The following is a 13476-nucleotide window of genomic DNA, read 5'->3' as shown; positions in this document are numbered from 1 at the left end:
TTGTGCAGGATAATGATTATTATCATCATAAAAGGATATACGTATTAAATGGGTCCGCCTTCAGATTAATGATGCTGGGAATAAGGTCTTGCGGCTGTTTTGTCTCGCACAAACTTGCGGAAGGTGAACACCAGCTTTAATTTCAGCAGATCATTAGTCTTCTTAAAGTCCATTTGCAGCAAACTTCCGACTTTCTCCATCCGATAGGTAACAGTGTTCCGATGCACAAACAGCTGCTTCGCAGCTTCGTTAATGAGTCCATCATTCTCGATAAATGATTCCAACGTATTCATCAGTACCTGATTGGGATCGCCATCCCTGGCCAGTAAAGGCTCAAGTACTTTATTGCAATAATTCTCCATGATGTTATCTGGAACATGTTGGAATACATAGGCGAATTCCAACATCTCAAACTGGAGAGCCCGATCCTTCATCCCGAATCGGCGAGCCAATTGACGGGTATCCAGACATTCCTGATAGGCTTCGCACAGCGACTTCGGCTCATGTTTCATTTTGCTGATCCAGAACCGCGGTGCAGATGCTCCCTTAGCTTCCTGTGCTGCAAGAACATCACCGAACCGATTCAGCAGAAATGCTGATAATTCCTCTCCATAATCCCGACCCGTTGGACATGTATAGATGGATAATATGCCATCTTCGATCTGAAAATGCTGTGAGGCCGTGAATTGCATAAGCGGATTGTACTGCAACTCGCGGTGGATCTGCTTCAGCAGCTTCCCTTCTGCAAAAACAGATGGTTCCAGCGTGATTAACACGCATTGATAGGTCCCCTGGAACAGGTGAACACCTTTATTCTCGCTGAGCTTGGTGAGTTCTTCTACCGTCATTTTGTTATCTAGATATTGGGTTAGCAGCGTACGCATCTCATCCTGAACGGTCGGGTTAATGTGTTCCCTATAAGTCATATCCATATAGAATGCCAGAACATCCGCAGCCTGCTGAAATAATTCTTCCTCCGCTCTAAGTGACAGCGCCGAGTCTGTAAAGACAAGCAAAAATCCGTATTCTTCATCATTCTGCTTGATGGGTACTCGGTGGCAGCTTCCCTGATTCCATTTCACTCGGTGCATGACGGATTTCCAAGGCCAACCCTGTACTACCGCATCTCCCGCAATGCCTTCGCTGCCGTACAGCACATGTCCGCGGGAGCCAATAACTGCAAGCGGATAATTCAACACGGTAGCGAGCTCGGCAAATACATTCCGATGCTGTTGCTGCTGCAATGCAAACTGCATCAATTTTTTCTGTTTTTGCACCACCTCGTGCAGTAAACGATTGCTGCGTTCATGTTCAGCCTTGAATAACGCATTCATCTGGTCGGAAAATGTAAACTGAAACGGCAGTTCCAGCAACGGTAACCGCAGCCGATCTGCTTCCTCGATGATCCCTTGCGGAATGGACTGCCAGAAACGGCCCAATTTAATGCCAAGTCCGGCACAACCGCGTTCGTTCAGGCGGCGCATCAAACGAAGTGCATCCGTCTCATTGTCTTTCATAATAAATGCGGTTGTGAACAGCAGTTCTCCGGATTTGATCCAATCCGCTATATCTGGAGCGTCCATGACGTTAACGGATTTCATCATCCGCGATGTCCCTTCCCCACCTGCAACCAGTCTGGCCTCAGACAACGGGTATACCTGTAAAGCCTCTTTAACCGTAAGCTGCATGGACATTACCTCCCATATATATAACACATAAAGCGATTTTTATCCTTGATTCGGACTTAAACTATGGTGAAACACTTGATTTTACCCATTTTATTAAAATAAACCTTGAATGTTGTTAAGTATTATAACATCAATTTCATTTAAATAGCTTACATGAGAAAAAATAAAACCCATGACACAATTGCAGCAATCGTTGCGCAACTGGCATAGGTTTTATTTTTGAATCGATATATGTTGAATTACAAACAGAAAAGATCAGATTCCCAATGTTTCATGACTCAGCCACAATTTCATCCGGGACAGTACCTCTTTCATGTTCAGCGGTTTGCTAATATAATCCGAGGCTCCTGCCGCGATACATTTATCACGATCTTCTTTCATGGCTTTGGCAGTCAAAGCAATAATAGGGAGCTGCTTAAGATTTAATCTCTCACGGATTTGGCGAGTGGTCTCATACCCATCCAACTCTGGCATCATGATATCCATCAAGATAATATCCGGATTCGCTTCTCCGCTCTCTAACATCTCCAGACACTCGTAGCCATTCTGAGCTGTAATCACCTTCATGTCATACTGCTCAAGGGCATTTGCCAAGGCATATACATTTCGAATATCATCATCGACAACAAGAACCTGGCGGCCATTCAATAATGATTCTTCCAGTGGAGTCAGCAACATCTCAACGTTTGTTGAATTTGCCACTGAAGTACTGTTTGTTTCAGGAGCAGTCACGGCAACTTCCTTCAAGAACAATCTGGAGTTCTGTATAACCTCAGGCTCTTCCCTTCTAAGCGGGAGGAATAGGGTGAAAACACTTCCTTGTCCTTCACGACTAGTTGCCGAGATTGATCCTCCCAACAGATTGGCAAGGGATTGAGAGATAGAAAGTCCCAGTCCGGTTCCGCCATATTTTCGGGCTGTGGCTCCATCTGCCTGTTTGAACGCATCAAAGATCTGCAACAGTTTGTTCTCCGCAATGCCAATTCCGGTATCACTAACCGAGAAGGCAATGACATCTGTCTCTGCGCCGTTTTCTTCAGGATTGGCCAGACTCACTCTGGAAATAGTTAAGGCCACTTCACCTTCATTGGTAAACTTAAATGCATTGGATAGCAAATTTCGCAAAATCTGGTGTAACCGCATCTCGTCGGAAACAATCGTTTCCGGCAGAGGGCTTTGAAGCTGAATTCGAAAATCAATTCCTTTTTGCTCAGCCGTTTTCAGGAAATATTGATTCATCGCTTCCGGCAGGGTTCCAAGATAGACATCATCCAAATCCACTTCCATCTCCCCGGCCTCCACTTTGGAAAGATCGAGAATGTCGTTAATCAGATTCAACAGGTCCTTGCCTGATGCATGGATCACCGAAGCATATTTCTGTTCTTCACTGTTTAAGTGCTGATGTTTGTTCTCAGCCAAAATCTCGGACAGAATCAGCATACTGTTCAGCGGAGTACGCAGCTCATGCGACATATTCGCCAGGAATTCGGACTTGTAACCAGAGCTTGTCCGTAACTGATCCGCTACTTCTGCAAGCTCGCTGGCAGATGTCTCAGCCGCATTTTTCTGCAGTTCCAGACGCTCGTTCAACATGTGCAGCTCTTCTGTCTGCATATGTAATTCTTCCGTCTGAGACACCATCTCCTCGGTCTGTGCCTGCAGTTTCTCCGATTGTGTCTGCAATTCTTCATTCAGCACCTGGGATTCATCATACAAATGCTGTAATTCCATACGTGTGACAGTGGAATGAAGCGAGACCCCGAAGATTTCGATCAGTTCGGTTAGCAGCTTTGTCTCCTTTGGTTCGATTGGCTTCATGGAAGCCAGCTCGATTACAGCTATTGTTTTACCTTCAAATACCACCGGGGCTACGGTGAGTGATGCAGCTGACGCATCACCAAGACCCGATGAGATACGAATGTAACTTTGAGGCAAGTCGTTCATTTGCAAAACCCGCTTCTCAATCGCACTCTGACCGACTAATCCCTCACCCGGTGCTACGGATACTTTACCGAGGGAGCGCTCTTTCTCTCCATCCGCTGCATACGCAGCTACACGAATGAGACGATTCTCTTTCATTGCATATAACACGCCATAAGGGGCTTCCAGCAGGATCGCGACCTGGTTTAGGAACAATCGTGACAGTCCCTCCAGACTTGTAGGGTTCTGCAGGAGCGTAGCTATGCTGGCAACCCGATCCTTAAGTCGATTCTGTTCCTGTACCGTGTCCAGCAATATATTCGCCTCTTGACCTAAATCACCGACTTCATCATGTGTTCGGACAAGAATACGCTGTGTGAGATTGCCGCCTTGAGCTATGTCGCTTATGGTGTGTTTGACTTCACGCAGGGTCTTGACGATATTGCCCGAAATTACAAGCGCTGCCGCAACAGATAGTCCGGCAACGACAGCCCATAAGGTATATATAATGGTCAGTAGTGTGGAGCTTCGCGCTGCGAGCTCGGTCACCCGGCTCTCTGTGAGGCGCAACTCTGTGTTGCGGAAGTTCTCGAACTGGGATCTTAACAGATCAATTTCGCTTTTCCCCGGATCGGAATGGAAAAATTCAATGACTTTCTCCTGATCCCCTTGTCTTTTTAGGGCTACCGAGGCTGCTCCGGCAACATCAATCCAGCGGACAATATGTGATTTGATGTTCTCCAGACTCATTTGCTGGGATGGGTTATCGCTAACCAATTCATACAATTCGGCATAATTGGAGTTCCACTGGGTCAGCGCTTGGGTGTATGGCTCCAAATAACTTTCTTCCCCTGTAATCATGAATCCCCGCTGTCCTGTTTCCATATTCAGAACATTTTTCTCAATTGCGTTGGTCAGGTTATGCACTTCCAGGTCGTGGTGGCTGATAAAATCGATCTCCTTCTGCGATGCATTAATTTGGGCAGATAGCACCAGCAAAACGGCTCCAAATAACAACACAACCACTAGATAGCCCAATAGAATTTTGGAGCGTATCGTGAATCTTCTCTTTTTCGACAACGCAGAAACCTCCAGTGAAATAAACAATTCCGATCGATTAAAAAACAATCGCATATGTAGTTTATATGTATACGTATAGACTGACAAGCCTTAGTTCACGAACCTCATGAGCTAAAAAACGACCTGCGTATGCAGGTCGCTTGTTTATTGGAATGAAGTTCGCATGATAATGACTGATTAGGCTTTCGGGGCAATCATTTTCGCCGGATCGACATACTGATCAAATTGCTCTTCCGTAAGCAGACCTGTCTGTAATGTTGCTTCTTTCAGAGACAGTCCTTCCTTATGCGCAAGCTTGGCAATTTTGGCTGCATTCTCATAACCGATATGTGGATTAAGAGCAGTAACCAGCATAAGTGAGTTATTCAAATTGTGTTCAATCTGACTTAGGTTAGGCTCAATGCCCACCGCGCATTTATCGTTGAATGCAACGATGGAATCAGCAAGAAGCTGAACAGATTGCAGGAAGTTATAGATAATAACCGGTTTGAATACATTCAACTCGAAGTTACCCTGACTTGCCGCGAAGCCAATCGCCGCATCGTTCCCCATCACTTGCGTAACCACCATGGTCATCGCCTCACTCTGGGTTGGATTCACTTTACCCGGCATAATGGAACTGCCCGGTTCGTTCTCCGGAATACGAATCTCTCCAAGACCACTGCGTGGGCCGCTAGCCAGCCAGCGAACATCATTGGCAATTTTCATCAAGTCAGCTGCAAGCGCTTTAACTGCACCGTGAGCGTAAACCACTTCATCATGACTTGTAAGCGCGTGGAATTTGTTAGGTGCGGATACAAAATCCTTGCCGGTATGTTTGCCGATTTCCTTGGCTGTATAATCACCAAAGTCAGGATGTGCATTAATTCCGGTTCCCACAGCTGTACCACCAATTGCGAGTTCTTTCATATAATGAACACTATCCCGAATCATGCGTTCACTCTTATCGAGCATCGCTTCCCAGCCGCTGATCTCCTGACCGAGTGTGATTGGCGTTGCATCCTGAAGATGAGTACGTCCAATTTTGATAATATCTTTAAATTTTTCAGATTTGTCTGCAAAAGTGGCTTTCAGCACCGCGATTGCCGGCAAGAGCTGATCCTCAACAGCAAGTACACCTGCAACATGCAGAGCCGTTGGGAATGTATCATTGGAGCTTTGGGACATGTTCACATCATCATTTGGATGCAGACGTTCTTCCTTGCCTTTTTGTTCAAGCAATTGGTTACCCAAGTTGGCAATGACTTCGTTTACGTTCATGTTGGACTGTGTTCCGCTGCCCGTCTGCCATACCACGAGCGGGAAATGATCATCAATCCGGCCTGCAATAATTTCATCAGCGGCATAAGCGATAGCATCTGATTTAGCAGCGGATAATTTACCTAATTTATGGTTACTGGCAGCAGCGCTTTTTTTCAAAATGGCAAGAGCACGTACAACTTCCATCGGCATATGCTCGCGACCAATCGGAAAGTTCTCCTTGCTGCGCTGCGTTTGAGCTCCCCACAGCCTGTCGGCTGGTACTTTCATTTCACCTAACGTATCTCTCTCAATGCGGTATTCCACTTGCTTTTCCTCCTCCAAAAAGATGGTTTGGGTCTCTACAAAATACATATACATTCTTTTCTTCACAGCATCTTGCATCTGTTGATTCCAAAGTGATCTTTGGCATTTATGCAAAATGCTCTTATGAGCAAAGCTTGTGTATCTTGTCATATTATACATGATTGCCTGACAGGTTTTCACCTTTTCGACAAAAATGTAAGCGTGCCGCAAAATGTCCGAGTATTTATTTTTGCGCTTCGATCGGATAAAGACGGCTGGTTTGCTCGAATAATTCGCCAGGCTCAAGACCAATAAGGCCGATTTCTTCAGCAGGAATGCCTTGTACATTCGGAGCGTTAACCAGGTTCATCTGTGGCTCAGGACAGAAGAAGCCACCAGCCATGTTGTTATTCCAGATCATCCAGTGCTTGTAGGACGTCCCGACATCATATACCAGCTTGTCACCGGTACGATGATCGGTAAGCTCCATATAGTTGCGTCCATTCTGCGGTTCTGCCGTGTAGTGGTTGTCCATGGCTGCAAAAAACGGACTAATGCCTTCACCTTTTAATTGCTCTTCCTCTGGTGTAAGCGGTTGAAATTGTCCCGTAGGCAAAGAACGTTCATTCAATTCACGACGCTGACCAATGGTTATTTTGGCGGTGTAATCGGATGCCTGGCTTTCCGGTGCAAATGGTACGCTAATAGCTGTATGGAATGCGAACAAATTCGGCATACGTTCCTTCCCGTTATTGCGGACATTCAATTGTTGCTGAAGTCCCAGATTACTCAGCGAATAACGGAGCGTCACTGTAAAGGTGAATGGCAGGTATTTGTAGAAGACATGTCCTTCCTTCACTTCCTGACTAAGCACAACATAACTTTCCAGCTCGTCAGATCCGTAGCCCTCAACCTTCCACTCGGCATCATGCAGGAATCCATGCAGATGGTTGCCTGTAGCCGGTTCGTTCACAGGTAATTGATAGACTTCACCGTTCCATGGGAAGCGACCATCCTCATAACGATTTGGCGGGGAAAGAATCGGAATACCGTATACGGCAGGTGCAGCCATAAAATCATCCATATGCTCTTGATCCGGCTCACGCAAATAACGGAATCCTCGCTCTGTATCACGGAAAGCGACTAGGTTGGCACCCACGGTCGGAATGACAGCCGCTTCGAATTGATTAAAACGAAGCCAGACGGCTGGTATCCCTCCAAATTGTTCTTCGAAAGCTGCATTTTGCTGTGTCATCGTTATATGTACCTCCTGCATACTAAGGTTATATTATACGGCTCGACTATATCATGACCGTGCACAAAATACCAATCTATGATAGAGAACAAATTCATGATGGAACGACAAAAAAGACAGCTACGAAGCTCCGTGGCTGTCTCCATCCGCTTATGCTGTTGTAATTGAATCATGCCAGATTTCTATGAAATGCCATGCATGGCACTGGTTCTATTGATCCACATATTTGCCGTGATCCGGGACGGCGGTCTGTTCGAAATCAAGATCGAGCCGCTCCAGCGAATCTCTCAGTATTTCTCCGGTTAAGGAATGTCCGTGTCCGGTAACCGCAACTATGGGCTCCAGCCGACGAATATGCTGAACCGATCGATGAGCCTCTTGCCAATCCGTTGTAAAATATGCGGGTGGACCGTGCAACTGTTTGTCCTGAAGCAGCACACTCCAGAGCGATTCCTGTTTCACGGTGACGATCGCGTCTCCCGCAATCAGGATACGGTCTTCTTTTCGAAATAGCGACACATGGCCCGGTGTGTGACCGGGAGTATGCAGCCATTCCCAGCCAAAAACACCTGGGATTGAATGGTCATCCGGCAGACTGAATATCCGATCATCCAGATTAATGGCTTCATTAGGATAAGTAAATGACAGTCGTGCCATCAAACCTCCACCTACAGTAGGGTCCGCCGGAGGGTAATCCTTCACACCTGTCAAATAAGGCAGTTCCAGCGGGTGTGCATACACCGGGACACCCCAGAATTGTTCCAGTTCGATGACGGTTCCTACGTGATCAAAATGACCATGTGTCAAAATAATCGCAGACGGTGGACCAGGAAAGCGTTCAGTTGCAACATGAAGAATCTGATCAGTGAAACTCGCCATTCCAGTGTCCACCAGCACCCAGTTCCTGCTTCCAGGCTCCCCGATGAACACAACATTAACGAACAGTGTACGCAGACTGAGGATATCGTGCGCGACTTCTTCAAGTCCCGTCAATCCTGCTGTAATCAGATTGTCAGATGCCATTCACGGTTCCCTCCCATTCAGGCGGATTGTCTCTCTGGTTCCATTCATCTGTCATAGACTTCCCTTTTCTGGAGTAACTATTCCTTATTACCAATAAAATAGACGGTGGACGCCCTGTTTCAGGCATACACCGTCTAGTATAATCAGCTACATTCCATATTAGAACAAGAACCTCTCGGTCCTATTATGCTGGGTAAGCGTCGAGTGCCGCATCAAGCAGCTGATTGTACATATCGTCATCGTTTTCCAGCAGCTCGTCCATACGCAGCAATTCCTCTTCATCACCGGATTGTTCAGTGAAATGCAGACTATAATCCCAATCCTTGCCGTTCTTGCTCATAAACGTAATCTCATAAACTGACTTTTCGCCTTCTGCACGAAAAACCGTATTTCCTACATAATTCTTCTCATCTTCACGACGCATCTCTGCACGAATAATCTCAATATTCACAATCGTTCTCTCCTTTAATCTCTCTTCAGTTGCAGGTCTCCACAATTTATGGTAAACCTAGTTTGGTAATTATTATTGGTTAATTGTACAATATATATCGTAGCAACGTATACCTTATTCAATGAGGGAACCATACTGACTCCTTACATACCTGTAATGAGGACTATAATAACAAACAGCTACGACATTATACCAAATAGGAGGAAAAAATAGCATGAACCATTTTGAAACGAATTTACAACAATATGCCGAACTGGCTGTCAAAGTCGGTGTCAATGTCCACCCTGGGCAGACGCTCGTCGTGAACGCACCAATCTCGGCAGCACATTTTGTGCGCCTGATCGTCAAAGCCGCTTATGGCACAGGTGCCAAGTTGGTCAAAGTAAACTGGAGTGATGAGGTGATTACACGTCTTCACTATGATCTCGCACCCGAGGAATCCTTCTCCATTGAACCAAAATGGTTTGCAGGGGAAATGACGGAACTCGTAGAAGAAGGTGCTGCCATTCTGCATGTGATCGCAGAAAATCCGGATCTGCTTGCAGGTGTTCCTCAGGAACGGATCGTAACGAGTCAGAAAGTTCGCGGTAAAGCGATGGAGAAATATCGTTCCTATCAGATGGCAGACAAATTCAGCTGGTCCATTGTGGCTGTTCCGTCCCCTGAATGGGCAGCCAAAGTATTCCCCGATCTTCCGGCAGAGCAACAAATCGATAAATTGTGGGATGTCATCTTCAAAACCGTTCGCATTGGTGAGCAGGATGCTGTCGCTGAATGGAAAACGCATTTGCTGAATCTCGACTCCCGCGCTGATCTGCTTAACGAGAAAAAATACAAAAAGCTTCACTATACTGCCCCTGGCACAGACCTGACAATCGAGCTTCCTGAAGGCCATCTGTGGGTATCCGGTGGCAGCATCAATGAGCAGGGACATGTCTTTGTTGCCAATATGCCTACAGAGGAAGTGTTCACCGCTCCACTTAAAACCGGAGTTAACGGTACAGTTCGTAGCACCAAGCCACTGAGTTATGGCGGTAACCTGATCGACGGCTTCTCCCTGACTTTCGAGAATGGTCGAATCATTGATTATACGGCTGAACAAGGACTTGATTCACTGAAAAGCCTGATTGAAATGGATGAAGGCGCCCATTATCTCGGCGAGGTAGCTCTCGTTCCACATCAATCGCCAATTTCCGATACGAATATTCTGTTCTATAACACCCTCTTTGATGAAAATGCATCCAACCATCTAGCCATCGGTAATGCCTATGCCTTTTGTTTGGAAGGCGGCAAAACGATGTCCAAAGAGGAATTGATCAACCATGGCATGAACTCCAGTCTCACGCATGTGGATTTCATGATTGGATCGGGAGAAATGAACATTCACGGGGTCACTTCCGAGGGTAACGAAGAGCCAATCTTCCTGCAAGGCAACTGGGCTTTCTAATAAACGGTGTAAAATGAGAGAGAGGATCACTCCTCTCTCTTCCTGCGTATGCGGGGCATCCATGATATGGAGGAACTTGATATGTTGAGTTTTGAACAAAAACTGGATCGTTATGCTGAACTGGCCGTAAAAGTTGGAGCCAACGTTCAGCCCGGACAAATCTTCGTCATCAGCGCCATGATTGACACAGCTGAATTCGTACGTTTGTTGGTCCGCAAAGGCTACGAGGCCGGGGCAAAGAAAGTCATCGTCAAATATGGAGACGAAACTGTCAATCGGCTGCGGTTTGAAATAGCGCCCGAGGACTCCTTCCAGGACCCGCCCAAATGGCATGCCGCTGAACTTGAGGAGCTGGCAGCGAACAATGCTTCGTTCTTGACCGTATTGTCATCCAGCCCGGACCTGTTGAAAGGCATCGATCCAGAACGCATCTCCACCCACCAGCGTACATACGGTCAGGCGATGTCCAAATATCGGCAGTATCAGCAGGCAGACAAAATGAGCTGGACAGGAGTAGCCTGCCCTTCAACGGATTGGGCCGCCAAAGTGTTCCCTGATCTTCCCCCTGCCGAGCAAATGAAACAGCTCTGGGAAGCCATTTTCGCTGCTGTAAGAGCCGATCTGGAAGATCCTGTAGCGGCTTGGGAGCAACATATCGAGCGTTTGGAGCACAAAGCAGTTGCCCTGAACAGCAAAAAATATAAAGCTCTGCATTTTGTTTCACCGGGAACCGACCTTACCGTTGAGCTGCCCGAAGGGAACATTTGGGCGCAGGCTGGCAGCGTTAACGAACAAGGCACTCGTTTTGTCGCCAACATTCCGACAGAGGAAGTGTTCACAGCGCCAGCTAAATATGGGGTGAACGGCAAAGTGTCCAGTACCAAACCGCTCAGTTATGGCGGAAGTATCATTGATCGCTTCTCCCTTACGTTTGAGAACGGACGCATCATTGATTTCAACGCCGAAGAAGGTCAAGATACACTAGAAAGACTTATCAATATGGATGAAGGCTCGCATTATCTAGGCGAAGTCGCTTTGGTGCCCTTCCATTCTCCAATCTCGGAAAGTGGCATTCTCTATTACACAACGCTATATGATGAGAATGCTTCATGTCACCTCGCGATCGGTAGTTCATATGCTTTCAATATCGATGGTGGCAAAACCATGTCAACCGAAGAGCTTGCAGCTCGCGGCATGAACTCCAGCATTACTCACGTTGACTTCATGATGGGATCACCGGAAACGAACATTTACGGTGTAACAGCGAATGGCGAGCGTGAGGCCATCTTCCTGAACGGCGACTGGGCTTTCTAAGCTATTCGTATCTGTTATTCTACGATTATTAAACAACACATAGAGGCCGCCCTACTGACCATGATTTACTGGTTAGCAAGGCGGCGTCTCTCTATTTTGGCTATACTTTTTCTGCTTCTGTCGGACTAACCTCCCATTGTATCGCTTCCATATAATGTTGTAAAATGAAATGATACCAATGTTTGTGGATTGTTCACCAGAAAGGAGAACATCATGGCCAATCGGCTCCAATTACTCTTAGCCTCAGATTTCCATAATTTGGGCCCCCAGCTTCAAGAAGAAGTGTACTACGAATACTATAATATGGTACATGGTCTCATCGTTTACATCATCAAAGAACGTGCTGCAGCAGAAGATATCATTCAGGAAGCTTTTATCAAAATCATTAAGAACAAACCTATCTTCGACAACGAAGTCAAACTGAAAGCATGGCTGAAGGTTGTCACACGGAATACCGCCATTAATTATCTGAGAAAAAATAAAAATAACCGTAACCAACTGGATACGGATAGTGTTTTTATAGATATGGAGACAATTAATCAGACGGCAGCTTCCGTGGAGAGCACGGTGGAGACTCAAATGATGCAGGAATCCATCGAGTTCTATCTGGAACAGCTTAAGCCGGAATACCGTGTACTCGTGGAGCTGCGCTGGAAAGAAGGTCTTTCCTATCGGGAAATGGCCGATCTGCTTGATACATCCGAAGAAATTGTGAAGCAACGTTTGTTCAGAGCCCGCGGAAGTATCAAGAAGAAATTACATAAGGAATGGGGTGGAAGCATTGAGCAAAGGCAAGTCCGATAAGCATATTGATTCATTCGATTCAGAGCTGGAAGACGATTTTTTCGATGCCGCGTTTGATATGGCTTTTGACGAAGCCTTCCATCAGGCTGTATCTGCCACCCCTGCTTCCAACACCGAACCTATGCGTCAATCGTGGCTCCGAGTTCAAAAGGAAATTGCCCGGGTTGGCGTACGCAAGAAAAGAATGCGCACCATACGTTTATCTGTTATTGTTGCTGCGTCCGTGACCATCGGCGCAGTCATCTTCAGTATGCCTACCGGGACGCAAGCCGTCTCCCCTTTTGTACAATCAATCAAGGACTGGGGCAATGGTATGAAATCCATTGTTATTGAGGATCGTACTACTCATTTGGGCGCTGATCCGTCGACAGCCAAGACACCTCCACCTCCTGAACGAGGAATCAATGAGGCTCCCACTTTTTCCAGTGGAGATGAACAACCCGAAGAAGAAGGAGAGATTAAACTCCCCTTCTATGAGGAGTCACACTTGCTTGAACCTATTGTTGTAACAAAGGATATCGCACGCTCGGGATTTAAAGGTGACTTTTTGCTGTCAAAAGCCATACCCGAGCGGTTTACAAAGATCAAATATGAACTTATGCTGGATACCCTCAATCCCGTCAATCCGGAAGATTATTATGAATCTGAACGCATGAGAGTTCGTTATACCGGTGTAGGCAAAAATGGTAAAGAAGAAATCATTCAGTTTGATTATGCTTATGTTTTGCCTGGTCAGGTCATTGAGGGGCCCATGCTACGCGAAACAAGTATCGTCAAACTGGCTGATGGCAGCGAGGCATTTATGTACCTCGGTCCCCCCTATAATACCTTTCAATGGATGATGGGTTCTGTCAACATGAGCCTATTCGGAACCGTCTCGGAAGAAGAGATGATTGCCATTGCCAATGACCTGCAGGAACAAAAATTTCCAGGTAGTACCCAAAAATAA

The 13476-nt window shown here is 46.3% G+C and carries 10 protein-coding genes; 4 read left to right on the top strand and 6 right to left on the bottom strand.

Annotation, left to right across the window (positions count from 1 at the left end; genetic code table 11):
• Positions 1-65 precede the first annotated feature (65 nt).
• The 6 genes from ACFVQB_RS06330 to ACFVQB_RS06305 form a co-directional block, all read right to left on the bottom strand.
• Positions 66-1688: a PucR family transcriptional regulator gene (locus ACFVQB_RS06330; RefSeq protein WP_379435678.1), complete on the bottom strand. Its 1623-nt coding sequence runs from the start codon at positions 1686-1688 to the stop codon at positions 66-68.
• A gap of 255 nt (positions 1689-1943) precedes the next feature.
• Positions 1944-4688 carry a CHASE3 domain-containing protein gene (locus ACFVQB_RS06325; RefSeq protein WP_379435675.1) on the bottom strand — a complete coding sequence of 915 codons (2745 nt, stop codon included), beginning with the start codon at positions 4686-4688 and terminating at the stop codon, positions 1944-1946.
• Positions 4689-4865: 177 nt separating this feature from the next.
• Positions 4866-6254, bottom strand: a complete 1389-nt coding sequence (gene fumC, locus ACFVQB_RS06320; protein ID WP_379435672.1) for a class II fumarate hydratase — start codon at positions 6252-6254, stop codon at positions 4866-4868.
• Positions 6255-6477: 223 nt separating this feature from the next.
• The gene (locus tag ACFVQB_RS06315; RefSeq protein WP_379435669.1) at positions 6478-7488 is read right to left on the bottom strand and encodes an aldose 1-epimerase; all 1011 of its coding nucleotides are present in this window, start codon (positions 7486-7488) and stop codon (positions 6478-6480) included.
• A 210-nt stretch (positions 7489-7698) separates the two neighbouring features.
• Positions 7699-8511 carry an MBL fold metallo-hydrolase gene (locus tag ACFVQB_RS06310; protein WP_379435666.1) on the bottom strand — a complete coding sequence of 271 codons (813 nt, stop codon included), beginning with the start codon at positions 8509-8511 and terminating at the stop codon, positions 7699-7701.
• A 184-nt stretch (positions 8512-8695) separates the two neighbouring features.
• Positions 8696-8962, bottom strand: coding sequence for a hypothetical protein (locus ACFVQB_RS06305; protein WP_174532100.1), 267 nt, complete (start codon positions 8960-8962; stop codon positions 8696-8698).
• A gap of 214 nt (positions 8963-9176) precedes the next feature.
• On the opposite strand from ACFVQB_RS06305, the gene ACFVQB_RS06300 reads away from it, so the two are divergent.
• From ACFVQB_RS06300 to ACFVQB_RS06285, 4 genes are all read left to right on the top strand, one after another.
• Positions 9177-10409, top strand: a complete 1233-nt coding sequence (locus ACFVQB_RS06300; protein WP_379435663.1) for an aminopeptidase — start codon at positions 9177-9179, stop codon at positions 10407-10409.
• Between the two features lie 81 nt (positions 10410-10490).
• Positions 10491-11723 carry an aminopeptidase gene (locus ACFVQB_RS06295; protein WP_379435660.1) on the top strand — a complete coding sequence of 411 codons (1233 nt, stop codon included), beginning with the start codon at positions 10491-10493 and terminating at the stop codon, positions 11721-11723.
• Positions 11724-11936: 213 nt separating this feature from the next.
• Entirely contained in the window at positions 11937-12527 is a 591-nt protein-coding gene (locus ACFVQB_RS06290; protein ID WP_024632024.1) for an RNA polymerase sigma factor, read from the top strand.
• On the top strand, positions 12505-13476 hold the full coding sequence (locus tag ACFVQB_RS06285) for a hypothetical protein (protein ID WP_379435656.1): 972 nt from the start codon (positions 12505-12507) through the stop codon (positions 13474-13476). Before ACFVQB_RS06290 ends, ACFVQB_RS06285 begins: the two co-directional genes overlap by 23 nt.

Origin of the sequence: Paenibacillus sp. NPDC057886 (genome assembly GCF_042796655.1) — a bacterium.
GTDB lineage: Bacteria > Bacillota > Bacilli > Paenibacillales > Paenibacillaceae > Paenibacillus.
The sequence above is the reverse complement of the archived record's forward strand: the minus strand, read 5'-3'. Positions and strand labels throughout refer to the sequence as shown.